This is a genomic window from Zunongwangia sp. (assembly GCF_048269745.1).
In the GTDB taxonomy this organism is placed as follows: Bacteria; Bacteroidota; Bacteroidia; order Flavobacteriales; family Flavobacteriaceae; genus Zunongwangia.
The window spans coordinates 1-25,546 of the sequence record NZ_JBLXIB010000009.1; the positions used below are offsets into that span (position 1 = coordinate 1).

Genomic DNA, 25,546 nt, shown 5'->3' on the forward strand with positions numbered 1-25,546 from the left:
TAGATGATATTGTATTCGTTAAAATTAAAACAGGAAAGGATATTTCTTCTATATTTCAACTCATATCTAAAAATATCGATTGCTTTAAAGTTGAATCAAAAAAATTTAAAAGACTAGAAAAAGATTCTGGCGAAGGTTTTTATGAAGAAATATTTAAAAATGATAAGCTTTTTCTTTTTAAGAAATATCAAAAAAAAGAATTTAGGCGGTTAGATAAAAATTATGTCTATTACGAGTATTACTCAGACAAACCTTTATTTTTTCTGAGAACAAAAGGGATATTACACTCTTTTAACTCAAAAAAAGAAGTGATAAGTCTATATCCAGATAAAAAGAAAGAAATTAGAAGATTCTATAAACAATATAAACAGCTTTTAAAAGATAACCCAGATAGTTTCGCTAAAAATCTTTTGAATTCATTATTATAATATGTTGGTATCTATGCTAAAATATTTTATACCCTTAATTTTTTTTTCACTTTCACTGCAAGCACAATCTTATAAAACCTTAAATGATACTATAAGTATAAAATTCAATAATCAGACTTACGAAGGAGCTTTTTCAGACATAGAAAATAGTACAGGAATTAAAATATATTATGCTTCACCGTGGCTACCTGATAAATTAATAAATAGGCAGTTTAATCATAAATCGGTAACAGAAATTCTTAATGAGATTCTGGAAGAAACAAATTTAAATGTTTATCTATATAACTCAAAAAGTATAATTTTAACTAAAAATAATTTGGTTTACGACCGGCTACCAGAAGGCTTTTTTGGTAAATATCAAGAAAAAAGTTCTATTGAAAACTATCAAGATTTACCGAAACAAGCAAATAAAAAAAACACTCTTCAACCTTTATTTTATTCTTCAAATCCATCTAACAAACAAATAGAGACTATAAAAATAGGTAAACAACGTGCAAACACTAAAAAAACTTATAAATTAACAGGTTATGTTATAAATAAGAATACGAAAGAACCTATTTCTAATTTATCTTTAATAATTGATGGTAGGGGAACAGGAAGTGTTACTAATGAGGATGGATATTATGAATTGAGTTTGCCAGCTGGTGAGAATATTATAAAAACACGTTCTTTATCTAATGAAAATGTTACCAAACGTATTATAATATATAGTGGAGGAAGCTTGGATTTTAGGTTAGATGATAGTTTCGAGATGCTTAGTGAAGTAAGGTTAACCACAAATCTTGATAAAAACATAAATAACACCAATACTGGTGAAGAGAAAATAGATGTTGAAAATATTAAAAATATACCATTAGCCTTGGGCGAGCGTGATATTATGAAAGTTGCAGCTACATTACCTGGAATTTCTAAAGCAGGAGAGGGGTCTTCGGGTTACAATGTAAGAGGAGGTAAAGAAGATCAAAATCTGATACTTTTAGATGATGCAGTTATGTATAATCCTTCTCATTTTTTTGGATTATTTTCTGCTGTTAATCCTTTTACAACAGGGGGCGTAACTATTTTTAAAGGAAATATTCCGGCTAAGTATGGAGGGCGATTATCTTCAGTGTTTGATTTGACTACAAAAAATGGTAATACAGAAGAATTTGAAGGAGAAGCTTCTTTAGGACCTGTAACAAGTAATTTAGCATTAGAAGTTCCTATAGTGAAAGAAAAATCTAGTGTAATTGTAGGAGCTAGGAGTACATATTCAGATTGGATTTTAAAAAAATTAGATGAAGAAAGTCTAAAAAACAGTACTGCCTTTTTTTATGATGCTATTATAAAATACTACCATAAGTTTAATGATAAAAATAAAATAAGCGCAACAGGATATTTAAGTGAAGATCGTTTTAGTATTTCTAATGACTCTGTCCATAGTTATAATAATGCATTATTCTCACTTCATTATAATCATAAATTTTCAGATAAAAGCGAAGGTACCTTAATAGCAACTAATAGCAATTATAAGTTTAATATATTATATGAAAGTAACTTTGAGGATAATTTTGAGTCAGGATATGAGATAAATGAAACTAACTTAAAACTTGACCTAAATAATAAATATATTCCAAAACATAATTTAAATTATGGGATTTCTGGTAAATTATATCAAATAAAACCAGGTTATAAAAAACCTATAGGAAACGAATCAAGTATTAAAGAAAGGATATTAAGAAATGAGAAAGCTGGTGAATATGCAGTTTGGCTTGCCGATAATTTTGAACTATCAGATAAATTATCGTTTAATGCGGGACTTAGATATTCTTTTTTCACTTCCTTTGGTTCAGATACAATAAGAACATATGATAAAGACTTACCAAAAAATAATAATACTGTTGTAGATCAAAAAGAATACAGTAACTATGAAATTATTAAAACGTATGGAGGACCTGAAGTAAGATTATCTGCCAGATTATATTTACTTCCAGATACATCAGTAAAAGCGAGTTATAATAATACATTACAATATATACACACATTATCCAATAACACAACAGTTTCACCTACCGATACTTATAGGCTATCTGGTTATCATTTAAAGCCACAAAGAGCCAATCAATATAGTCTAGGATTCTATAAAAATTTTAAGGAAAATACCATAGAGACAAGTATAGAAGGGTATTATAAAACTTCAAATAATACTTTAGATTTTAAAACTGGTGCAAATTTATTTTTAAATGACTATGTAGAAACGGAGGTCTTGCAAGGAGAGGGGAAATCGTATGGAGTTGAGTTTTTATTAAAGAAAAAGACAGGGAAATTAAATGGATGGTTAAGTTACACCTATTCTAGATCTTATTTAAAACTTCAAAGCAATTTTAGAGAGGAAACGGTTAATAATGGCGATTATTTTCCTGCAAATTATGATAAACCTCATAATTTGGCTATAGTAGCAAATTATAAATTAACAAGAAGATTTAGCTTCTCTGGAAATTTCACCTATCAAAGCGGAAGACCTATTACTTATCCAGTTGGAAAATATAACTACGATGGATCAGATTATGTGTTATATAGTGATAGAAATCAATTTAGAATACCTGATTACTATCGATTAGATTTAGGTTTTAATTTAGAAGGTAATCATAAACTAAAAAAAATAGGACATAGTTTTTGGAACTTTTCTGTATATAATGTGTTAGGACGTAACAACCCATATTCAGTGTATTTTGTAACTAAAGAAGGAAAAATTGAGGGGCGAAAAAGTTCTATTTTTTCTGTTCCAATACCTTCTATTAGTTTCAATTTCAAGTTTTAAAAGAAAATAAAAATGATTTAAATAAAAGTATGAAATATAAAATTATAATAGTCACTTTTTTATTTTTTATAATTAATGTTAATAAAAACTACGGAAATATAATTGAGTCAAAACCTCATACGTCTCCTGTAGAAAATATATATGTACACATTAATTCAAGCTTATTATTTACTGGAGAATATCTATATTTTAAAATTTATTCCTTAAATGAAAATTCTGAGTTTAGTAAGATTAGTAAAATAGTACATTTTGATATTATAAGTGAAAATGGAGAAAAAATTATTTCTAAAAATATAGATCTTAGAGAAGGAGAAGGAAATGGAGATGTTTTTTTACCGGTTACTATTGATTCTGGAAATTACAAAATTTTAGCATACACTAATTGGATGCTTATAAATAAACCAAGTAGGTTTTTCAGTCAAGATATTTTCATTCTAAATCCATATACAAATAATCAAAAAAATATTAAGAACGATTCTACTGTTTTATCTTTAAAACCACCAAAGGAATCCATTTCTAAATTTGATTTATTAGATAAAAAAGTATATTCAAAAAGATCTGAAGTTAAACTTAATTTGCAAAGATTACCAAAAGGATCTTATTCTATTTCAGTTCATTTGTTTGAAGATTTATCTCATCCTAAATTAAAATCTTTTGACAGTTTTAACGAAAACGAAAAAATAGCTATTGATTCTAAGTATACCGATAAAATGATTCCTGAAATTTATGGGCAATTAGTTACTGGGGTTGTGAAATCAAATTCAGGAGATTTGTTGCAAAATAAAATATTATCGATTTCTATGGGGCAAAAAAATCGATTTATAAAGCTTGTGAAAATAAAAGAAGATGGTAAGTTTTATGCTAATATAGATCAAGCTTTCGAAAATACACAGGCTATTTTTCAGCTTTTGTCCGAAAATGAAATCGATGATTATGAAATTCAATTAGATACTACTAGTCTAGGAGATATTATAAATTCAAAAGAATTGAATTTCTCTCATACTTTTATAAGTCCTAGTTCTGAAGAAATGATTAGAAAAAGAAGTGTTTATAATCAGATTGAAAATTCGTATTATAGTCAAAAACCAGATACTATAGTAGAACAAGAGAAAAGTTCATTGTTTGAAAATTTTTCTCTAGTAGAGTATAATTTAAATGATTATACCAGGTTTAAAACGTTAGAAGAGACTTTTATTGAAATCATTCCTTATGCTAAAGTTTTTAATAGAAAAAATGAATATGAATTAGCCGTATTGGGCTATCTTCCAAAACAAAATTTTGATGGATCTCCATTAGTTTTAGTAGATGGAATTCCTCTTCAGAATGTAGATATGTTCGTTCAAAATTATTCTGCGTCTAAAATAGAGAAAATAAAAATTATTCGGGATAAATGTTTCATTTCAGGTAAAATTTATAAGGGGGTGATAATGTTAGAGACAATAAAAAATGATTTTGAGAACTCTTCATATTTAGATGCAAAATACTTTACATTAAATACCGGTTTTCCAGATAAGAGATATTTTAAACAAGTTTATAAAAAAGGAAATGAATATGACCATATGCCTGATTTTAGAATTCAATTATTATGGGATCCAGATTTAAATGTTGATGATGCAAATAGCAGTTTTTATACCTCTGATGTAACCGGAAAATTTGAAGTTAAAGTTGAAGGTCTAACAGATAAAGGCAAACCAATAAGTATTCAGAAATTTTTTGAAGTAAGAGATAAATGATGATTTACAATTTTCTTGGTAAAATAAACAAAATGAAGCAGCTAAAAATAAATTATTTTATTGCTGTTATTACTTTGCTATTGGCTTTTTCATGTGTAGAGCCTTATAATTATAGTACAGAAGAACTAGAAAAATTATTAGTAGTAGAAGGGTTTATTACCGATCAGCTAGTTATTCAAGAAGTAAATATTGCTTATACCTATAAATTAGAACAAGATACTGTAAGTTATGTTGATAATGCAGAAGTTAAAGTTGTGGAAGATAGTGGAGAAGAGTATTTATTTGAGCAAGCTGAGGGAGGTGCCTATAAATCTATTCAACCTTTTAAAGCTGAAGTTGGCAAAAATTATCATTTAGAAATAAAATTTCAAGATGGAAAAGAATATGTGTCGGATAAAGAGAGTATTAATGGAAAAGCAAAAATTGAAAGTTTTTATGCTGAAAAAAGTCGAAATACTAAAGATGAGTTAGGTGTAGGTTTATTTTTAAATAATCAAACAGATTCTAACGAGCAACAATATTATAAGTTTAGTTTTGAAGAAACATATAAAATAGTATCCCCTTATTCGTCTGACTTTAAATTGGTAGCAACAGGAGAGACTACAGTAGAATTTAGAAAAGTTACTGCAGAGAGAAAAGTTTGTTATGCAACAAAACAATCCAAACGTAGTGTATTAACAACGACTGTAGGAACAGAAAAAACTAATTTAAACAAATTTTTAGTGAAATTTTTTAAGATAGATAATTCAAAAATATCTAATGCTTATAGTATGTTGGTTCATCAAACGGTAATTAGTAACAAAGCCTATAATTATTATAATAGTTTGCAAAAGTTAGCGGGAGTTGATAACGTTTTTTCTCAAAACCAACCTGGATTTGTTATAGGTAATTTACAGGCTGTTGATAATCCTGATGAAAAAGTGGTAGGATATTTTGGAGTAGCAAATCAATCTTCAAAGCGGTTATTCTTTTCTTTTACAGATTTTTTCGATATTTCACAGCTTCCTGGTAAAGAAGAATTTTGTGATCCATATGTACCTTCTCCCGAACCTCCTTTTTTAATACCAAATCTGATAAGAGAAGGTGGTTCACAATACCTTAGTGGGAGTAATGAAACGGGTTTTTTATTTGTTCCTATTTCCTGTATTGATTGTAGAGTAAAAGGAAGTCCTGAAAAACCAGATTTTTGGCCAGAAGAGTAACAGGCTTTTATTAGGTGCTTATCTTACTTTTTTAATACTTCAAACCTATTTTTTTACGAACTCGATCTAACATCTCTATAAGCTCTAAGCTCTTTGCAAAACTCATTTCAGAGCTTTCTTTTCTGCCTTCTGCCAACATTTGTTGTACGTGTTCAGCTTCAAAATTATAGCCATTAGACGTTACCCCGAATTCTTTAGTGAATTGTTCCTTTTCCGTAGTAATAGTTACGGTACTTGGTTCATGAAATCGAGAATTGATTAAAATTTTAGCTTTTTCTAATTGAATTTTAGCAATGGTTGAGGTTTCTTTATCTATCGAGCTGGCTAATTGTGCTTGTACTTTATTTGGATAATAAAATGTAATTTCAGACTGTGCATCTACTTCTGTTTTAGTCATTTTAGCTTTGGCTTCAATCTTATCAGGTTTCCCTAGAAAGCTTAATGCTGCAAAAATGGGGTATATTCCGATATCCAATAAACTTCCGCCGCCTAGCGATTTATTATAAATACGGTTGTTAAAATCTACAGGGGCTTCAAATCCAAAATCGGCTTCTAATGCAGTTATTTTACCGTAAGTTTCTGCCTTGATAATATCGACTACATATCTAAAATGTGGTAAAAAATGTGTCCACATAGCCTCCATCAAAAAAACATCTTGTTTTTGTGCAAAATCAATCATTTTTTCAACTTGAGCACGGTCCATCGCAAAAGGCTTTTCACAAAGCACTGCTTTTTTATGTTTAAGGCAAAGCAATGTATGTTCTAAATGAAAAACATGGGGTGTAGCAATATAAACAACATCTAATTCCGGGTCTTGTAGCATGCTTTCGTAATCTCCAAAAGCCTTTTTAGCTTTAAAATCAGCTGCAAAATCTTGTGCTTTATTTTCAGATCGGCTAGCTATTGCATATAAGCTTCCACCAGTAACATGTTCTAATCCTAGTGCAAATTTTTTGGCAATTTTACCGGCACCTATAATTCCCCAATTAAATGAAGTCTTCATAATTAATCAATTTTAAGTTTTTTGTAAAAAGGCTGTATTAATATAGCAATACCAATTACTAAAATACAACCTAGTGCATTTAGCCATAAATAAGGCAAGACATCTAAAAAGTAAATACCAATTATAAAAAATTGCGTAATAATTGCAGCAATAAATACGGCATTACTTTTTACATATTTAATAAAGAAAGCTAATAAAAATATTCCTAATACATTTCCGTAGAAAATAGAACCAATAATATTTACAAGTTGAATAAGATTATCGAATAAATCGGCAAAACTAGCAAATAGTATGGCAATAATTCCCCAAATAAGGGTAAACCATTGTGAAGCTTTTAGATAATGATCTTGACTTTTTTCTTTTTTTAGATTTCTTCGATAAATATCCATAGTGGTTGTAGTAGCTAATGCATTTAACTCTGAAGCGGTTGAAGACATTGCCGCACATAATATAACTGCTAATAACAAACCAATAATTCCGCGAGGGAGATTGTGCAAAATAAAATGGATAAAAAGATAATCTTTATCGTTACTTTCTACATTTTGAGCAGTAGCATCTATAAATTTTTTGGCTTTAGCCCGTGTTTTGTTTTCTTCAGAATTTAAAGCAGATAGTTTCTTTTTAAAGCTCTTTACTTCATCTTCAGAAAGCTGATTGGTGTTTTTTGCATAATCTAATGTTAATTCTTTTTTTTCTTGCTGAATCTTTTCGTGCTCCATCTCTAAATCTCGATATTGTTCTGCATAATCCGAATGCAAAACCGCTTCAGTAGCCGATGGATTAAAATTAAGAGGAGTGTCGTTAAACTGATAAAAAACAAAAACCATTACACCTACTAAAAGAATAAAAAACTGTAACGGAACTTTTAATAAACCATTAAAAATCATTCCTAACTGACTTTCTTTTACGCTTTTTCCGGTAAGATAGCGTTGAACTTGACTCTGGTCGGTTCCAAAATAAGAAAGCGATAAAAATGTTCCGCCAATTATTCCGCTCCAAAATGTATATCGGTTATTAAAATCGAACGAAAAATCGAGAATCTTCATTTTTCCTTCACTTCCTGCAATGTCTAGCGCTTTGGTAAAGGTTATATTTTCAGGAAGCGATAACAAGATAATTACAAAAGTAGCCACCATCCCTGTTAAAATAACTGCCATTTGTTGTTTGTGGGTTACACTTACTGCTTTGGTACCGCCGGTAACAGTATAAATAATAACCAAGATTCCGATAAGAAAAGTAAGTGTTGTTAAATTCCACCCCAATACTGCCGATAAAATAATTGCAGGAGCAAAAATAGTAAGTCCTGCAGCTAAACCACGCTGAATTAAAAATAAAATAGCTGTTAGAACTCGCGTTTTTTGATCGAATCGAGATTCTAAATACTCGTAAGCTGTATATACTTTTAATCGATGATAAATCGGAATAAAAACAATACAAACAATAATTACAGCAATGGGAAGTCCAAAATAAATTTGAATAAAACTCATGCCGTCATTATATGCTTGTCCTGGTGTAGAAAGAAATGTAATAGCGCTAGCTTGGGTAGCCATTACCGATAAACCAATAGTCCACCATCTAGCATCGTTACCTCCTTTAATATAATCGGTTACATTTTTACTACCACGCGATTTATAAACACCATAGATTACTATCGAGCTAATGGTGACTATTAAGACTATCCAATCTAATAACTGCATGTTAGGTGAACGATTTCATTATAAAATAAAAAGTAAGGATATAAAGTGCATTAGCAATTAAAATAAGCGTATATCGCCATTTCCATTCGTATTTGTCTGGTTTTTCGTCCATTTATTAATTTCCTAAAGAAAGCAAGTTAGCAAAAAGGCGAAACGATCCGGCTACTCCAGCAGGGAATTGTCTAAAAAAGCTTAATCCGGTATATACATAATATCCTTTTCCATATTTACTAATTAAGAGACTTCCAGTTTTTGTATCTTCATTTTCATCATGCATGGCTAATACTGTTTCATATTCTGGAGACCAGCTAGAAGGAAAGTATAAACCGCGCTCTTGTACCCAACCTTCAAAGTCTTTTGCTGTTATTTTATTTGGGTAATTTAAAATGGGAGCTTCCGGATTAATAAAAGTAACCTTTGCATTTTCTTCAGTTACTCTATCGTACGAGAGTGTAAACGGATACGGACCTATTTGATCTACTTTTATATCTCGATCTTTATTATATTGTGAAATAAGCGTACCTCCATTTTCAACGTACTTCATTAATTCTTTATTTTTAAATCGAAGTTCTTTTAAAACATTATAAGCACGAATACCGGTAACTACGGCATCGAAATTAGCTAATTTTTTTGCTGAAATTTCATTTGGAGAAAGTAAAGTTACATTATAACCAATTTGTTGTAAACTGGCAGGAACAACATCCCCAGCACCAGAAATATAAGCAATTTTCTCTCCCTTTTTTTGAATATTTATTTTAGCTAATTTTAATTTCGACGGGAGTACTAGTGTTTGTGTAGGAATATGTGAGTAAGCAATGGTACTTACCTGTTCATTATATATTTCTCCATTTATAGTTATTTCTGGTGTAATCCAACTTTCTGTTTGTTCAGATGGAGGTGTTATTGTAAACGAATATTTTTGGCTGCTTTCTTTTTCTGAAAGATTAACCAAATGTTTCTTTGGCGAAATCTTCCATTCTGAAGATAAATTTAATTGAAGTTCTCCCGAAATATTTGCTTTCTTCGAAGTTACAGTGACCTGTATTGTTTTAGAATTTTTGTTCGGAAACAAAACAATATCTTCAGCAAATTCAACTGAAACAGGAGGTATAATTTCAAAGTTTTGATAAGTTTCACCTAAAACTCTATCTTTAAATTTATAGACTACTTCCTTGTCAATCGGGATTTGATAACCATTAATCGATAACTCAAAACGAATTTTAGTAGCATGAGGCGTTTCAGGTTTTCCAATTAGTTCCTGATTGTCCACTCGGTACATACCAACTGTACCTTCATTTTTAAGCCAATATGGAGAAGTATACGATGCATTTTCTGGAATTTTATAAATGAATTCTCTTTGCCAATCAGTATTATTAGTTAGATTTTCAGTTATTTTTTTAGATTTTTTCTGCGGTTCAAATATAATTTTATCTAAAGCGATTTTGGCATTACTGCGGTTAATAGCTTCTATTTTTAATGCTATAGAATCTCCCGGTGATGCATAGGGAGTTGTTGTGCTTGCTTCTAAAAATAAACCGGCACAAGCTGTAATGATAGTTTTAATTTCTTGAGTTTTTATCGTTTTCCAGTGTTTATTCTGTAAATTCTGAATTTTTTTATAAGCTAATAATAGGTTTGGAAGGCTTGCACTTGGATTTGTAAAATCGAAATTTTGCTGAACGTTATTCAAAATAGTTCCAATTTCACGTCCCCCTTTTACTCTGTTCCAGGAAGTGTCAATTCCTTCAAATAGATTTTTAGAAGTAAGTGAGTCTCCTTTTATAGGTTCTAAATATTCCAATTGTTTTCCACGCGTACCTAAACTTCCAAAACCTTGCGATTGGTGTTGACTACGACTTTTAGAAGCAATTTCTTGATTAGAAACCCCTTTTAATGGATAATAATTACCGGTAGAAATAGCTAAAAAATTACCATTTGTGACAGCTTTTTCAAATGCCTTTTGATTGCTTTTGTAAAACCAAGGCGAGGTATTAAAAAAAAGATGGGAAGGTTGCCAATTATTAGTATATTTTAATTGTTCAGGAAATACTGATTTGTTATTTGCTAAATCAAATGCTTCTACACTCAACATGGCAGAAGCAGTGTGGTGTCCATGCGTAGTTCCGGGTGTTCGGTGGTCAAACCGATTAATAATTACATCGGGCTGAAATTTTCGGATTACCCATACTACATCACTTAAAACATCATTTTTATTCCAAGTTTTTAATGCTTCTGTAGGATTCTTAGAGTAACCAAAATCGTTAGCTCTACTAAAAAATTGCATTCCGCCATCGATACGGCGTGCAGCTAAAAGCTCTTCAGTGCGGATTACTCCTAATTTTTCACGAATTTCAGAACCTATAAGATTTTGGCCTCCATCACCACGAGTTAACGATAAATAGCCGGTTCTTGCATGTTTTTCGTTAGAAAAATAAGAAATGAGTTGTGTGTTTTCATCGTCTGGGTGGGCTGCAATATATAAAACTGAACCTAAAAAATTTAGCTTTTCAATTTTTTCGTAAATTTCTGTAGCACTAAGTTTTTTAGGAGTTTGTGCATATATAGCTAGGTTTGAATATAAAATTAATAAGAATAGTAATTTTCGCATGGAACTGCTTTATTTTTATACAAAATCAAATATAAAATTTTAAACTGCTATTGGTAGGTTTTATACTTTAAAAGTTATAGCGCATTTTTTCCTTCGTCTAAAAAAACATCCTTTTTAACAAGAGAAACTGCTTTTTGAAGAATAAGGTTATTAGGGTAAGTAATAAGTTCTCCATCATCGGTACGTAAATGTAGGTGGAAAGCCTTTATATCTTCAATGGCTGCTTCTATAGGAAGATCTTTGTCATGAATTTTAATTTTATCGCCAATTTTATAAGGGAAATTAAAAAACATAATAATTCCGGAAGTAATATTACTTAAAATTGACCAAATTGCGAATAGCGCTACACCCAATATAGCAAAAACAGAAGAAAAGATTACAGCAAGATCGCCCAAATTCATTCCCCAAACAAGTGCCATTAAAAAGGCAGCTAAAATAACCACTAGAATATTTATATAACGAAACATTAGCCGAATTCGAGTAGTATGAATTTCGCCTTTTTCTCCTATTCGCTTTGCTGCTTTTTTTAGTATAAAATTTATAATCAACAGTACGAATAACGTGAACAGCGTATACGCTAATTGAGAGAGATATGGAAAGTTAAAAATTGTCATTTTCAAGATTAATTTTCAGTAAAAATAATCGAAATGCTGTTTTCTTGCATATAATTTTTAGAACAAGCAATTTAAAAAACGTATAAAATAATTGAATTTAAACTGAAGCTAATTCAGTTAAAGTTTCGTACACTAAATGAGTAGGTAAGCCCACCACATTAAAGTAACTTCCTTCAATATGCGTTATTCCAATAAAACCTATCCATTCTTGAATAGCATATCCGCCTGCTTTATCGAAAGGTTTGTAATTTTCTACATAAAAATCAATTTCTGCTTCGGTAAGAACTTTAAAAGTAACTTGGGTGGATGAGTGTACAATTTTTTGCTGTGATGTTGTTGTAAAACAAACCGACGTTTCAACACTATGCGTTTTTCCGGAAAGTGAAACAAGCATTTCTTTAGCTTCATTAATAGTTCTAGGTTTACCCATTGCTTTTCCGTTATTGCTCACAATAGTATCGCTAGTAATTAGTATCTGCTTAGCTGTAAGTTCTGTGAAAACTGTTGCTTTAAGTTTGGCAAGATAATCGGTAATTTCTGTTCCTTTTAATTCATTTGGATATGTTTCAATTACCGGACGCACATCAGTAGTAAATGGGATTAGTAAATCTTTAAAAAACTGTTGCCGTCTTGGGGATCCGGAAGCTAAAATAATTTCTTTATGTTGTAAAATATCGTGTAGCATGAATAGTTTTTATAGTTGTCTGAAAAGTATACAAGTGTTTTTAGTGATGCGATAAGTATGAAAAAGGGTATAAATTTTTAGAGAAAATTTAGTAGCTATTGTATTATTCCGTTACTAATAGTTGCTTTACTATAATGTATTTGGTGGTATTGGCGGCGGCGGTGGGGTGTAACCAAATTTTTTATAAACTAACCCTGTTTTATCTAAATAGGTTTTATAGCCTTTTAAGAACCAATTATTTATAGAATTTTGATTGATTATTATTTCTGAATCTTTATAAGTTGGTTTTCCGTCTTCAATTTTAATTTTAGAAGTTAAAATAAAATGATACGTTCCTCTGTGAAATTCTTCTCCTATTCTTTGTGGTTCCATAGTTAGTGAAAAAATAGTCAACTTCAATTCAGTCGGATTTTCAGTTAAAAAATAGAATGGTAAAATATGGCTCTTTCCTTGCCTATTTTTTAAAAATGTAATTTTATTATTTTGAGTTACTATATCAATTTTGTTGGAAGCTGATTCAGATAGATTAAATTTTTCTATAAGTTTTACAAAATCATCTGAATCTTCAATAGATATAATGATGTTTTTAACGTCAGCATTAATTTTATCAAACTCTTTTTGATGTAGGTCTTGGGCAATTAAATAATTCGGACATATTATTAGTATAAAAAAAGCGATTATCAGTTTCATTATATTATGAGGCTAAAAATTCAGGAAATCCTAAAGATAATAATCCAAAGAATAACATCAATTTTAAAATAAGACTAAACTTTTTGTAATCTTTTTTTGATTTTGCTTTTAAAATTCTTGCTAAAATAGCCAATAATGGTGCAATTATAAATAATAAGGTGTACACTAGTGCCTTTGTATAAACGTACAAATACTCGATTATAAAATAGATGCCGGTAAATAATAAGATTAAGCAAAATATAAATAAAAAAGCATTGGTTCTTGTTTGCCCAATTAAAAGTGGGAGAGTTAAGCTTTTAACTCTATAATCTCCATTTATATCTTCTTGATCTTTTATCACTTCTCGAATAAAATTAAACAAAAATGCAAACCAAGCATAATAGCCTAAAATTTTAAAAAGGGAAGATTGATTTTCAATATTATTAGGTGTGATTTCAGGGTATAAATCGAATGCAACCGGAAGCAAAACGACTATTCCTACTAAAAAACTTACAATCAAGTTTCCTACAATAGCAATATGTTTTAGATTAGTTGCATAGAGGTAAAGTAGGGCAGAAGTAAGAATAAAAATAGAAGCTAGTGCTGGTTTACCGATACTATTGGCTATATAAAACCCTAAACCAACACCCATAATTGTAAATATGAAAAATAGGGAATAGCAGTTTTTTTCTGAAATTTTATTGTTAACAACAACCCGTTTCGGTGTATTAATTGTATCAGCTTCATAATCCATAATATTATTAATTATGTAACCACCTGCGGCTATAAAAATAACGGCAAAAATTAATAGTATAAATTGAAAATTACTTAAAGCGCAAGTAGCAGAAAATTGCTGAAACAGCCCAAACCGAATCAGCAATAAACATAATGCTATAAATAGAAGGTTGCCATACCTAATTAATCGTAAATAGGGCATTAAGCTAGTTGTTTTTTCAAAATTATTGTTTTTCGATCCACTTTCCTTGTACTTTCATAACTTGTTCTATAACATCTCTAACGCAGCCTTTACCACCATTTATATGAGAAATATATTTAGAAACTGCTTTTACTTCCGGAACGGCATCTTGTGGGCAAGTAGGTAAAGCAATCATCTTCATGGGATACATATCCGGAATATCATCTCCCATATACAAAACCTCATCAGGTTTAATATCATAAATATCGAAAAATTCATCCAGTTGTTCTACCTTATCGGTAATGCCTAAATAAATATCAGTAATACCTAAATCGCGTAAGCGTTTACGAACGCCTTCATTGGTGCCACCCGATATAATACAAACAGTATAGCCGGCATTTAAAGCTTGTTTTAATGCGTAGCCATCTTTTACGTTCATAGTTCGTAATAATTCTCCTTTTGTACTTACTTGTATAGAACCATCAGTTAAAACACCGTCTACATCGAAAATGAAAGTGCTAATTTGGTTGAGGTATTCTTTATAACTTTTTTCCATTACTTTTTAAAATAGATTCTGATAATGTTTTGTATATATTTTTTTGGTCGTTTGTTAAATATGACAAATGTTTTTGCATTGTTTTTTTATCATTTCGAATGGCAGGTCCGGTTTGAGCTTCTTTTGGAGCCATGCTATTAATTTTCTGAAATGTTTCAGCAATAAGCGGTTTCAAAATCTCAAAAGGGATTTCATTTTTAGCACAAATACTATCTGCTGTAGCTAGCATATGATTACTGAAATTATTAGCAAATACAGCGGCAACATGCAAAACTTGCCGTTGTTCTGAAGAGATTTCATATACTAAATTAGTTAATTTTGAAGCCAAAATCTTTAATTTAGAAAGGTTTTCTTTAGAATTTGCTTCAATACAAATTGGTATCTCTTTAAAATCAACTTTCTTATTTTTTGAAAAGCTTTGTAGCGGATAAAAAACCCCAAAATTCGTGTTCTTTGATAGGGCATTTATAGTTACTGCACCTGCTGTGTGGACTACTAAACCTTCTTTTGAGATTAAAATTGAAGCAACTTCAGGAATCGCATCATCTTTAACCGAAATTAGATAAATATCAGCCTCTTTTATTTGATCTTTATCTGTAGTAATGGCTGTAGTACCTTCAAATTGTTTTAGTTTTTCGGATTGATGGTTGTAAACCTGAATAACCTCTACAGAATTAGTATTATTAATAACTTGAAATAAGTGATAAGCCAAGTTTCCTGCACCTAAAAGCACTACTTTTGTCATATCGCTAAATTATTAAAAAATTAGCGTAAGCAAAATTAACGTTTCTAAACAAGAATTGGTGTCTTTAATGATTTATTAACTAATACAAAATCATTAAATTTGCAGCCATTTCAAAAAGAAAATCTCTCCATGCAAAAAAAAATTGCTTCAATTTTATTCTCAACGCGTTTAATGGCTGTGCTTTTTATAGGTTTTGCAATAGCTATGGCAGCCGGTACATTTATCGAAAATGAGTATAGTATAGAAACAGCCCGTATTTTAATTTATAATAGGTGGTGGTTTGAAGGTATCATGATTGTTTTCCTGATAAACTTTTTAGGGAATATAAAGCGTTATCAATTATATAAACGCGAAAAATGGTCATCGTTAATTCTTCATTTAGCATTTATTTTTATATTAATAGGCGCATTTATTACCCGATATATTAGTTACGAAGGAAGTATGCCGATAATAGAAGGGCAAACCACTAATAAATTTCTTTCTCAAAAAACATTTTTCACTTTTTTTATAGATGGAGAAATAGATGGACAACCTCGCCGTCGTATTCTTCAAGAACCCGTGTTATTTGGTCCTGGTATCGAAAATAATTACAGCTTAAACACCGACTATAATGAACAACCAATTCATTTTGAATTAACTGATTTTATTTTTGGCGCAGAAGAAAAGTTAGTAAAAGATGAAAGTGGTGACAATTACTTAAAAATTGTAGAAGCTGGAGGTGGCCAACGTCACGAACATTATTTAAAAGAAGGAGAAGTAAGTAATATCCATAATGTACTATTTGCGCTTAATAAACCTACTGAAGGTGCTATTAATATTGGTGTTAATAAAGCCGGAGAATACACAATTAAATCTCCGTTTGGTGCTTCTTATATGCGGATGGCAGATAGAATGCAAGGCCAATTAGTTGCAGATACTACGCAAAATTTAATGTTACGTTCGTTATATACAATGGGTGAAATGCAATTTGTAATTCCCGACCCGTTAGTGAAAGGAAATTACAAAGTAGTAGAAACTAAACAGAAACAGAAAAACCAACCTAATGCAGTAAGTTTAAAAATATCTTCGGAAGGAGAAACTAAAAATATTACTTTTTTAGGTGGACAAGGAACGGTAAATGAACCTCAAAAAGTAAGTGTAGGCGGTCTTGATGTGTATTTGAATTACGGATCTATAGAACGAGAATTACCATTCTCTTTAAAACTAAACGATTTTATTGCTGATAAATACCCAGGAACCGAAAATAGTTATTCTTCATTTAAAAGTAAAATAGAGATTATTGAAGACGGAAAAGAAAATCAACCTTACGAAATTTATATGAACCATGTACTCGATCACAAAGGGTACCGATTTTTTCAATCGAGTTTTATGCCTAACGAACAAGGAACAATATTATCGGTAAACCATGATTTTTGGGGTACCTGGATAACTTACGCTGGTTATTTTTTATTGTATTTTGGTTTAATGTGGATTCTATTTGATAAAGGTTCTCGCTTCGGTAAATTGAAAGTAATGCTTGATAAAGTAAAAGCAAAACAGAAAACAATTGCGTCGTTAATCGTGATTTTGGGTATTAGTTTTGGAAGTTTTGCGCAAGAAAATCCAGATCATATTCATGTTGAAACTACCCAGCAACAATTAGATTCTGTAATAAAAGCCAATGCAGTTAAAAAGGAGCATGCAGCTAAGTTTGGCCAATTGGTTATTCAAGATGCCGGTGGGCGTATGAAACCGGCTAATACTTTTTCTTCAGAATTGCTTCGGAAACTCAGTAAGAAAGATGAATATAAAGGTTTAAATTCCGATCAGGTTTTTCTTTCAATGCTTGAGAGTCCTTTTGTTTGGTATGAAGCGCCATTAATTTATGTAAAAAAATATAACGATAGTATTCGGCATATTGCAGGAGTACCTGAAGATAAAGAGTACTTGAGTTTACTTGATTTTATGGATGAAGACGGTAATTATAGACTTTCTCCATATTTAGAAGAAGCCTATAGAGCCCCTGTTCCCAATCAATTTCAAAAAGACTTTATAGAAGCTGATAAGCGTGTAAATTTATTATGGCAAACACTTGATGGAAACATATTAAGAATATTTCCAGTTCCAGGCGATAAAAATAATAAATGGGTTTCTTATAAAGAAGCCAAAGACGCTAATTTAAAAGGAATGGATTCTGTGTATACACAGCAAATTATACCGCTGTATATGAATGCACTAAAATTAGCCAGAAAAACCGGTGATTATGAACAAGCCGAAAAGTATTTAGGAAGCATAAAAAATTACCAGAAGAAGTTTGGAAAAGAAGTAATGCCTTCTCAAAAAAAGATAAATGCCGAAATCTTATATAATAAGTACGATATATTCCGGAATTTATTTTGGATGTATATGCTGGTAGGTTTAGTAATGTTAGTTTTAGTAATAGTACAAATTCTTAAAAAGAATAAAATTTTAAAACTGCTAACTACTATATGTGCAGTAGCTACTATTGTTTTGTTTGTACTACATACAGCAGGATTAGGTTTTAGATGGTACATCTCTGGGCATGCTCCGTGGAGTGACGCTTATGAATCGATGATTTATGTTGCTTGGGCCACCATGTTTTTCGGGCTAGCTTTTGGTAGAAAAAGTAATTTAACTATGGCCTCGACTACGTTTGTCGCATCAATGGTTTTAATGATAGCGCATTGGAACTGGATGGATCCCGCTATTGCAAATTTGCAGCCCGTATTAAATTCATATTGGTTAATGATTCATGTTTCGGTAATAGTTGGTAGTTATGGACCTTTTACATTGGGAATGATTTTAGGAGTAGTGAGTTTAATTTTAATGATTATAACTACCGAAAAGAATAAGAAGAAAATAGAGTTAAGTATTCGAGAAATTACTTTGGTTAACGAAATGGCACTTACCGTTGGGTTGGTAATGTTAACTATTGGTAACTTTTTAGGTGGTCAATGGGCTAATGAAAGCTGGGGCCGCTATTGGGGCTGGGATCCTAAAGAAACTTGGGCATTAATTAGTATTATGGTTTATGCTTTTGTAATACATATGCGTTTGGTGCCTGGTTTACGAGGTAGATGGACGTTTAATTTTGTATCTGTTATTGCCTATTCTTCTATTATGATGACATATTTTGGGGTGAATTTCTATCTATCAGGATTACATTCGTATGCTAGTGGAGATAAAGTAATAACACCAAGCTTTATTTACTATGCTTTAGGAGCAGTTGCTGTTCTAGGAGCAGTTTCGTATTGGAGATATTCAATATACTATAAAAAGAAATCCAAAAAAGAAATTAAAGAATCTAACGAAGAGATTGTATAGTTCTTAATATTTTTAACTATTTGATATAAAAAAAGAGGCTGTTTTTAAAACAGCCTCTTTTCATTTATAATGAATGTAGGTTAGTTTATTTTAAACTTCCTGTCATATCTTTAGGGTTTACCCACTCGTCAAATTGTTCAGCAGTAGTATAGCCCAAATTAACAGCCTCTTCTTTTAAAGTAGTTCCGTTTTTATGAGCCGTATTTGCAATTTCTGCAGCTTTGTAATATCCAATTTTAGTATTTAATGCAGTAACTAACATTAATGAATTGTTTAAAAGCTCTTGAATTCTAGGATGATTAGGTTCAATTCCTTGTGCGCAATTTATATCGAAAGAAACACAAGCATCTCCAATTAATTGAGCACTTTGCAATAAATTAGCAGCCATCACTGGTTTAAATACATTCAATTCAAATTGACCTTGTAAACCACCAGTTCCTACAGCAACATCATTACCCATTACTTGTGCAGCTACCATAGTTAAAGCTTCACATTGGGTTGGATTTACTTTTCCAGGCATAATTGAAGAACCAGGCTCGTTAGCAGGAATTAAAATTTCTCCAATTCCAGAACGAGGTCCGCTAGCAATCATTCTAATGTCGTTTCCAATTTTGTTTAAAGAAATGGCAATTTGTCTTAATGCTCCATGAGTTTCTACTAAAGCATCGTGTGCAGCAAGTGCTTCAAATTTATTTTCAGCAGAGGTAAATGGAAGGCCGGTAAGTTCAGCTATTTGAGCAGCTACTTTTTCAGAATATCCATTCGGAGTGTTTAATCCGGTTCCTACTGCAGTTCCTCCTAAGGCAAGTTCTCCTAAATGAGGAAGCGTATTTTCTAAGGATTTAATACCATGATCTAATTGAGAAGCATAACCACTAAATTCTTGACCTAGGGTTAATGGAGTAGCATCCATAAAATGGGTACGTCCAATTTTCACAACGTCTTTAAAATCTTGAGATTTCTTTTTCAAGGTATCTCGAAGTTGTTTTACACCTGGTAATGTAACTTCAACTATTTTTTTATAAGCCGCAATGTGCATTCCGGTAGGAAATGTATCGTTAGAAGACTGCGATTTATTTACATCATCGTTTGGCTGTAAGGTTTTTTCGCCTTCGCCTATTTTTTTCCCAGCTAATTGATGGGCTCGGTTAGCTATTACTTCATTAACATTCATGTTTGACTGTGTGCCACTTCCGGTTTGCCAAATTACTAGCGGAAATTGGTCATCAAGCTTACCTTCTAAAATTTCATCACAAACTTTAGCAATATGATCTTTTTTTTCTTCAGCAAGAACTCCTAATTCAAAATTTGTAATAGCAGCAGCTTTTTTTAAATAAGCAAAACCATATATAATTTCTATAGGCATGCTTGCAGAAGGTCCAATTTTAAAGTTATTACGGGAACGTTCGGTTTGTGCGCCCCAAAGTTTTTCAGCAGGGACTTTAATTTCCCCCATGGTATCTTTTTCGATTCTATAATCCATAATTTAATACTATTGATTGTTCCTACAAATTTAAGATTTAGGTAGTTGATTTCCGATTTAAAGGGCTACTATTTTCTCGGAATTTAGCGGATAATTGAATATAAAAAGATTTTAAAAATTCATTATTAAAAAGTATTAAATTAATTGTGATAAGCATTTTAGAGTTTATATATTTGTTGCTATCCAAATATTCAAAATTATGATGTTCGAATTCGATCAGTTTTTAGGGTTTTTGGCATTCTTAACCATTCTTACCATGGGATTTTGGTTAATGATTTTTTTAACCGCGGTTATTGTGCCTTATTGGCTTGGAGGTTCTATTAAAGATTTACTTAAAGAACGAAAAGCGAAGAAAAAAGCAGCTCAAGAACAAAACGTATAAAAAAAGGGACTTTTAAAGTCCCTTTTTTTGTACACAATAAGTATTCTATAAGGAAGAAGATTTTTAAAATCCTCCTTCCATATCGCCATCATCACCTGTATTAGGTGTTCTTTGTTTACGTTGTTGGTTTTTCTGTTGGTTGAAACGATAAATAAAGGATAGATTTATTTGTCGCTGTCTCCATTGAAATTCGCTGTATTGACTAGATGCCTTAGTAACCGTATTCCCGGTAAATTTTCTGGAATTAAATAAATCCTGAGCATTTACCGATATGGTAGCATTATCGTTTAAAATATCTTTACTTAAAGCTACATTTATAGATAGCATACCTTCTCGGTCTCCTTGAATTTCATCTTGAGGCCCCATGTAAAAAGCATTGGTTTGCCAATCGATTTTCCAAGGTAAAGAGACTTTAGAGCTAAATCGGGCAAAATAGCTTGTATTTTTTTGGCTGTAATCAACGCCTTCAAACTCTCCGTTAATATCGAATTGGAAAAAGTTAAAACTACCATTTAATCGTAACCACTTTAACGGGTTGTATAAAATCCCTAATTCTCCGCCAATACGTTTATTAGTAGAAAGGTTTACCGGTAAGCGTCTAAATACACTAAAATTATTACCTTCTCCAGTAGGGTTTTCAGGAGTTTCGTCATCTACAGAACCCGAAATAGTTACTTCATCTTGTACACGTTGGAAAGCATCCTTTTCTTTTTGATAATATACCGAAGCATTTAAGGTTAATTTTTCCCAACGTTTTAAATATCCCAAATCGAATGCATTAGAATAGGCTGGGTCTAAATTTGGATTTCCCTGAAAAATATTAATTCGACTACTTCTTGACGGGAATGGGTTTAAAAACCATCCATTAGGTCTGTTAATTCTACGATTGTAGCCTAATGTTATATTCTCATTTTCCGCTAATTCATACGTTAAATTGACAGTAGGGAATAGGCCTAAATAATCTTTATCAAAATCGGTATCTATAGAAAAGCCAAATTCTTCTTGTAACTCAGCTTCAGTAAGTTCAGAATCTATTTTACCTTTTAACTTAGTACTTTCAAGTCGTAAACCTAATAGAAAGCTAAAATCTCCAAATTTACTTCCAAATTGAGAATATAATGCATTTACATTTTGTGTATAATCAAAAACGTTAGATTGTGTATTATTGATTAGCAAATTACCTTCTGGAGTTTCTTGCTGTAGTACATAATTCGTTAATTGATTTTCAAAGGTTCCACGATATCCTGCTTCAAATTGTGAATCTTTTCCTAATGGAAGCACATAATCGGCCTGTGCTAAATATTCTTTTTTTTCTTCATTAGAGCTTACTTGTTCTCTAGGAATAAAAATATCTGAAATATCAGTGTTATTGAATCGAATGTCTTCAGAAATGAAGGTAGGCTGATCTTCTTCATCTCGACTAAATTGTAAATCTGCTGTTAATTGATGTCCTTTATCATTAAATTTATTTATATAATTTAATGAAAATTGATAGGTGTTGTCCTTTTCTTTTTCTAGTTCTTTACGAGTAGTTCCCAGTTGATCGACTCCATCTAAGCGGTAATCACTTACGTTTGTTGTTAAATCTTCTTTGTCACTATTTCGATAGAAAATAGATCCTGTAACAGAAGACATTTCTGAAAGATAGTATTCAATACCAATATTGGTGTTGAAGTTTTTTCGTTCCCGATCCATATCGCGATCTTCCACATTATAATCGAATAGAAGATCCTCAATATACGAGTCGTCTCTTATTTCATTATAATTGGTTTCGAAAAATGCATTTCCAGGCGCTTTGTTATAACGATATCCGGTAGTAGTAAACAAATTATACTTATCGGTACGATAATTTAAGTTTACATTGGCACTGGCATTAGTGGGATCTCCACCTACTAAATTTACAGAACCATTAAAACCTAAGGTGCTCTCTTTTCTTAAAATAATATTGATAATACCTGCTGTACCTTCGGCATCGTATCGTGCTGAAGGAGAAGAAATAACTTCTACTTTTTCAATAGCATCGGCCGGTAATTGTTTTAAAACATCGGTAGAACCAAAACCTGCCATTGCAGAGGGTTTGCCATTAATTAAAATACGGACATTTTCGTTCCCACGAAGGCTAATAGCTCCTTCTACATCTACAGATACCGATGGAACATTGCTTAAAGCATCCGTAACGGTACCGCCCGAGGTAGTTAAATCTTTACCGATATTATAGATTTTTTTATCTAGACGAACATCTACTTGTGTAGTTTCTGCACGAACCACGACTTCATCTAAATTATTAGAACTTATTCCCATTGGAATAGTTCCTATGTTTAGATTTCCATTTATAGTTTTGTTTTTGAATGTTTTTTTCTCGTAAGAAATAAAGTCTACTTCAATAGTGTAGGTTCCGGGAGCTACTTTTATAGAAAATTTACCTTTATCGTTTGTTACGTCTCCAATTACCTTTTTGGAATTATTAACATCAGTAATGCTTATAGTTGCATATTCTAAAGGGACTTGTAAATCTTCATCGATTACTTTTCCTGAAATTCGAAATTTCTGATCTTGGGCTTGCAGTAGCGTGCAAGAAAAAATAAGAAACAAAGCTGCTAGGCTAGTTTTAAAAATAATTTTGGCGGTCATTAAGGTTTTATTAAAATGTGTGTATCTGTATGACCGCCAATTATTAAAATAGTTTAAAAGCTATGTGTTAAAAAATAGTTAAATTGAATTTTTTTAAACTTACTGCTTATATAAAAAACTTAAGATTTATTTCTCAATTCTTTATTTATAGAAACATAATTTTCGAATTGATAATCTGTTAAAAACTGTTTTAGTTTTTTATGCTCTGTTTTTTGAATTGCTTTAAGTTTTCGAACTTGAGCAATCGGATTCATGCTACTATCTATAATTTCGTTCTTTTTTAAAGTGTATTCTATAATATTGTCTAGCATAGAATCTGTCTGCTCTTCATTTAAATTAAGGCGTTCTTTCCATAAAAGAGCTAGTTCTTCTGCAATATCTTTTATCTCTTCACGGCTTCTTCGGTTCATGTATATTTGTGTAAACACAAAACCTGTAACTAGCGCACCAGCTAAACTTATAAGTGATATTCGTTGATTAAGAGTTAGTTTCATAACAATTGTTTTTATTGAAAAACATCTAGGTAAATAATTTTTCTATTACTTCCGGAGGTCTTCCTATTACAGCCTTATTTTCGGTTTCTACAATAGGGCGTTCTATTAATTTGGGATTTTCTGATAGTATTTGGATTATTTCTTTCTCACTTAAATCTTTATCTTTAAAGTTCTCTTTCCATATTTTTTCCTTTTTCCTAACAAGTTGGATAGGTTTTATATCTAACTTTAGTAGTAAATTTTTTAATTCTGCTTCTGATAATGTATCGTTTAAATATTTTCTTATTTCAAATTCTTTGCCAGAAGCTTCAACTATAGCTAAACCTTCTCTGGATTTTTGGCATCTTGGGTTGTGATATATAGTAATCATTATTTAATTGCTCTTTAGTTACAAAATAGTCTTTTTTTCAGAATAATAAAGTTGTATTCTTTGTTTTTTATAATGAAGGGGAGGTATTATTTTGCTGCCCCATCATCATTAAATAAGCTTTCAGGAACTGGTCTAAATCGCCATCCATTACACTATCTACATTACCAGTTTCTTCAGCTGTCCTAACATCTTTAACAAGTTTATAAGGATGCATTACATAATTTCTTATTTGGGAGCCCCATTCAATTTTTTTCTTGCTAGCCTCTATATCTTCTCGTTGTTCTCGTTGTTTTTGAAGTTCAATTTCATAAAGCTGAGATCGTAACATTTGCATGGCACGTTGCCTATTCTCATGTTGTGAGCGTGTTTCGGAACACGAAATTTGAATTCCTGTAGGATGGTGCACCAGTTGTACTTTAGTTTCTACTTTGTTAACATTTTGTCCTCCGGCACCGCTGGAACGTGCAGTGGTTATTTCAATATCTGCCGGATTGATATCTATTTCTATAGTATCGTCTACCATAGGGTATACGTAAACAGAAGCAAATGAAGTATGCCGCTTCGCATTACTGTCAAATGGGGAAATTCGTACTAATCGGTGTACGCCATTTTCACCTTTTAACCATCCAAAAGCATATTCACCGTTAATTTCTAAAGTTACTGTTTTTATTCCGGCAACATCACCAGCCTGATAGTTTAATTCTTTAATTTTAAATCCTTTTTTCTCGCTCCACATTAGGTACATGCGCATTAGCATTTCTGCCCAGTCGCAACTTTCAGTTCCACCTGCACCTGCAGTTATTTGTAGAATAGCACTTAAATCGTCGCCTTCTTCAGATAGCATATTTTTAAATTCTAATTCTTCAATTCTTTTAAGAATTAGATCGTATTGTTTCTTTACATCTTTTTCATCAGCTTCACCTTCATTATAAAATTCAATCAAAACTTGTAATTCTTCCAATCCGTTTTGGGCTAAATTATAGTCTTCTACCCATTTTTTCTTAGCTTTTAGTTTTTTCATAAAAGCTTCTGCTTCGTTAGGATTATCCCAAAAATTAGGATCGAACGTTTTTTCCTCTTCATTTTGAATCTCAATACGCTTTTGTTCTATGCCTAGATGCGTATATAAAATATTGATTCTTTGTGTTATATCTTTTACCTGATCGGTACTTATCATACGGTCCAATTTATCGCAGTTTAGCTTTT

General features: G+C 31.2%; 20 protein-coding genes. 6 read left to right on the forward strand and 14 right to left on the reverse strand.

The genetic code is table 11. The annotated features are described in order from the left end of the window. The 4 genes from ACN0WI_RS11125 to ACN0WI_RS11140 form a co-directional block, all read left to right on the forward strand. On the forward strand, positions 1–428 hold a 428-nt coding region (locus ACN0WI_RS11125), incomplete at its 5' end, for a hypothetical protein (protein WP_417886895.1). Positions 429–441: 13 nt separating this feature from the next. Next, positions 442–3,228 (forward strand): TonB-dependent receptor, encoded by a 2,787-nt coding sequence (locus ACN0WI_RS11130; RefSeq protein ID WP_417886896.1) that lies wholly within the window; start codon positions 442–444, stop codon positions 3,226–3,228. Between the two features lie 29 nt (positions 3,229–3,257). Beyond that, positions 3,258–4,961, forward strand: coding sequence for a hypothetical protein (locus tag ACN0WI_RS11135; protein WP_417886897.1), 1,704 nt, complete (start codon positions 3,258–3,260; stop codon positions 4,959–4,961). A gap of 32 nt (positions 4,962–4,993) precedes the next feature. Continuing rightward, positions 4,994–6,163, forward strand: coding sequence for a DUF4249 domain-containing protein (locus tag ACN0WI_RS11140; protein WP_417886898.1), 1,170 nt, complete (start codon positions 4,994–4,996; stop codon positions 6,161–6,163). 31 nt (positions 6,164–6,194) lie between these two features. Here the strand turns inward: ACN0WI_RS11140 and ACN0WI_RS11145 are convergent, their stop codons facing one another. From ACN0WI_RS11145 to ACN0WI_RS11185, 9 genes are all read right to left on the reverse strand, one after another. After that, entirely contained in the window at positions 6,195–7,166 is a 972-nt protein-coding gene (locus ACN0WI_RS11145; protein WP_417886899.1) for a Gfo/Idh/MocA family protein, read from the reverse strand. Between the two features lie 2 nt (positions 7,167–7,168). Next, on the reverse strand, positions 7,169–8,863 hold the full coding sequence (locus tag ACN0WI_RS11150) for a sodium:solute symporter family transporter (protein ID WP_417886900.1): 1,695 nt from the start codon (positions 8,861–8,863) through the stop codon (positions 7,169–7,171). Between the two features lie 115 nt (positions 8,864–8,978). Further along, the gene (locus ACN0WI_RS11155; protein ID WP_417886902.1) at positions 8,979–11,471 is read right to left on the reverse strand and encodes a PIG-L family deacetylase; all 2,493 of its coding nucleotides are present in this window, start codon (positions 11,469–11,471) and stop codon (positions 8,979–8,981) included. Between the two features lie 74 nt (positions 11,472–11,545). After that, positions 11,546–12,085: a mechanosensitive ion channel family protein gene (locus ACN0WI_RS11160; RefSeq protein WP_417886904.1), complete on the reverse strand. Its 540-nt coding sequence runs from the start codon at positions 12,083–12,085 to the stop codon at positions 11,546–11,548. 97 nt (positions 12,086–12,182) lie between these two features. Beyond that, the gene (locus ACN0WI_RS11165) at positions 12,183–12,770 is read right to left on the reverse strand and encodes a Maf family nucleotide pyrophosphatase (protein WP_417886906.1); all 588 of its coding nucleotides are present in this window, start codon (positions 12,768–12,770) and stop codon (positions 12,183–12,185) included. Positions 12,771–12,899: 129 nt separating this feature from the next. Continuing rightward, positions 12,900–13,460 carry a hypothetical protein gene (locus ACN0WI_RS11170; RefSeq protein WP_417886908.1) on the reverse strand — a complete coding sequence of 187 codons (561 nt, stop codon included), beginning with the start codon at positions 13,458–13,460 and terminating at the stop codon, positions 12,900–12,902. Between the two features lie 4 nt (positions 13,461–13,464). Continuing rightward, entirely contained in the window at positions 13,465–14,376 is a 912-nt protein-coding gene (locus ACN0WI_RS11175) for a geranylgeranylglycerol-phosphate geranylgeranyltransferase (protein WP_417886910.1), read from the reverse strand. A gap of 22 nt (positions 14,377–14,398) precedes the next feature. Continuing rightward, on the reverse strand, positions 14,399–14,911 hold the full coding sequence (locus ACN0WI_RS11180) for a KdsC family phosphatase (protein ID WP_417886912.1): 513 nt from the start codon (positions 14,909–14,911) through the stop codon (positions 14,399–14,401). Further along, on the reverse strand, positions 14,895–15,656 hold the full coding sequence (locus ACN0WI_RS11185; protein WP_417886914.1) for a Rossmann-like and DUF2520 domain-containing protein: 762 nt from the start codon (positions 15,654–15,656) through the stop codon (positions 14,895–14,897). The genes ACN0WI_RS11180 and ACN0WI_RS11185 overlap by 17 nt, the downstream gene beginning before the upstream one ends. Before the next feature lie 129 nt (positions 15,657–15,785). On the opposite strand from ACN0WI_RS11185, the gene ccsA reads away from it, so the two are divergent. Continuing rightward, the gene (ccsA, locus tag ACN0WI_RS11190; RefSeq protein ID WP_417886916.1) at positions 15,786–18,980 is read left to right on the forward strand and encodes a cytochrome c biogenesis protein CcsA; all 3,195 of its coding nucleotides are present in this window, start codon (positions 15,786–15,788) and stop codon (positions 18,978–18,980) included. Between the two features lie 85 nt (positions 18,981–19,065). On the opposite strand, the gene fumC is transcribed toward ccsA, so the two are convergent. Continuing rightward, on the reverse strand, positions 19,066–20,463 hold the full coding sequence (gene fumC, locus ACN0WI_RS11195; protein WP_417886918.1) for a class II fumarate hydratase: 1,398 nt from the start codon (positions 20,461–20,463) through the stop codon (positions 19,066–19,068). A 202-nt stretch (positions 20,464–20,665) separates the two neighbouring features. Here fumC and ACN0WI_RS11200 point away from each other — a divergent pair, with 202 nt between their 5' ends. Continuing rightward, entirely contained in the window at positions 20,666–20,845 is a 180-nt protein-coding gene (locus ACN0WI_RS11200) for a hypothetical protein (protein ID WP_417887082.1), read from the forward strand. 63 nt (positions 20,846–20,908) lie between these two features. Here ACN0WI_RS11200 and ACN0WI_RS11205 read toward each other — a convergent pair whose 3' ends face one another. From ACN0WI_RS11205 to prfB, 4 genes are all read right to left on the reverse strand, one after another. Beyond that, positions 20,909–23,476 (reverse strand): TonB-dependent receptor domain-containing protein, encoded by a 2,568-nt coding sequence (locus ACN0WI_RS11205; protein WP_417886920.1) that lies wholly within the window; start codon positions 23,474–23,476, stop codon positions 20,909–20,911. Between the two features lie 119 nt (positions 23,477–23,595). Next, a complete protein-coding gene (locus ACN0WI_RS11210) occupies positions 23,596–23,970 on the reverse strand; it encodes a hypothetical protein (protein ID WP_417886922.1) in 375 nt (124 codons plus the stop codon). 25 nt (positions 23,971–23,995) lie between these two features. After that, positions 23,996–24,340: an arsenate reductase (glutaredoxin) gene (arsC, locus tag ACN0WI_RS11215; RefSeq protein WP_417886924.1), complete on the reverse strand. Its 345-nt coding sequence runs from the start codon at positions 24,338–24,340 to the stop codon at positions 23,996–23,998. A gap of 67 nt (positions 24,341–24,407) precedes the next feature. Beyond that, positions 24,408–25,517 carry a peptide chain release factor 2 gene (gene prfB / locus ACN0WI_RS11220; RefSeq protein ID WP_417886926.1) on the reverse strand — a complete coding sequence of 370 codons (1,110 nt, stop codon included), beginning with the start codon at positions 25,515–25,517 and terminating at the stop codon, positions 24,408–24,410. Between the last annotated feature and the right edge of the window lie 29 nt (positions 25,518–25,546).

Excerpts from the sequence above, each read along its gene's own strand:
- ACN0WI_RS11140 (WP_417886898.1), top strand. The coding sequence starts at position 4,994 with ATGAAGCAGCTAAAAATAAATTATTTTATTGCTGTTATTACTTTGCTA.
- ACN0WI_RS11180 (WP_417886912.1), bottom strand. The coding sequence starts at position 14,911 with ATGGAAAAAAGTTATAAAGAATACCTCAACCAAATTAGCACTTTCATT.
- ACN0WI_RS11165 (WP_417886906.1), bottom strand. The coding sequence starts at position 12,770 with ATGCTACACGATATTTTACAACATAAAGAAATTATTTTAGCTTCCGGA.
- fumC (WP_417886918.1), bottom strand. The coding sequence starts at position 20,463 with ATGGATTATAGAATCGAAAAAGATACCATGGGGGAAATTAAAGTCCCT.
- ACN0WI_RS11135 (WP_417886897.1), top strand. The coding sequence starts at position 3,258 with ATGAAATATAAAATTATAATAGTCACTTTTTTATTTTTTATAATTAAT.
- ACN0WI_RS11160 (WP_417886904.1), bottom strand. The coding sequence starts at position 12,085 with ATGACAATTTTTAACTTTCCATATCTCTCTCAATTAGCGTATACGCTG.
- ACN0WI_RS11200 (WP_417887082.1), top strand. The coding sequence starts at position 20,666 with ATGTTCGAATTCGATCAGTTTTTAGGGTTTTTGGCATTCTTAACCATT.
- ACN0WI_RS11175 (WP_417886910.1), bottom strand. The coding sequence starts at position 14,376 with ATGCCCTATTTACGATTAATTAGGTATGGCAACCTTCTATTTATAGCA.
- ACN0WI_RS11145 (WP_417886899.1), bottom strand. The coding sequence starts at position 7,166 with ATGAAGACTTCATTTAATTGGGGAATTATAGGTGCCGGTAAAATTGCC.
- ACN0WI_RS11155 (WP_417886902.1), bottom strand. The coding sequence starts at position 11,471 with ATGCGAAAATTACTATTCTTATTAATTTTATATTCAAACCTAGCTATA.
- ACN0WI_RS11150 (WP_417886900.1), bottom strand. The coding sequence starts at position 8,863 with ATGCAGTTATTAGATTGGATAGTCTTAATAGTCACCATTAGCTCGATA.
- arsC (WP_417886924.1), bottom strand. The coding sequence starts at position 24,340 with ATGATTACTATATATCACAACCCAAGATGCCAAAAATCCAGAGAAGGT.
- ACN0WI_RS11130 (WP_417886896.1), top strand. The coding sequence starts at position 442 with ATGCTAAAATATTTTATACCCTTAATTTTTTTTTCACTTTCACTGCAA.
- ccsA (WP_417886916.1), top strand. The coding sequence starts at position 15,786 with ATGCAAAAAAAAATTGCTTCAATTTTATTCTCAACGCGTTTAATGGCT.
- ACN0WI_RS11210 (WP_417886922.1), bottom strand. The coding sequence starts at position 23,970 with ATGAAACTAACTCTTAATCAACGAATATCACTTATAAGTTTAGCTGGT.
- prfB (WP_417886926.1), bottom strand. The coding sequence starts at position 25,517 with ATGATAAGTACCGATCAGGTAAAAGATATAACACAAAGAATCAATATT.
- ACN0WI_RS11170 (WP_417886908.1), bottom strand. The coding sequence starts at position 13,460 with ATGAAACTGATAATCGCTTTTTTTATACTAATAATATGTCCGAATTAT.
- ACN0WI_RS11185 (WP_417886914.1), bottom strand. The coding sequence starts at position 15,656 with ATGACAAAAGTAGTGCTTTTAGGTGCAGGAAACTTGGCTTATCACTTA.
- ACN0WI_RS11205 (WP_417886920.1), bottom strand. The coding sequence starts at position 23,476 with ATGACCGCCAAAATTATTTTTAAAACTAGCCTAGCAGCTTTGTTTCTT.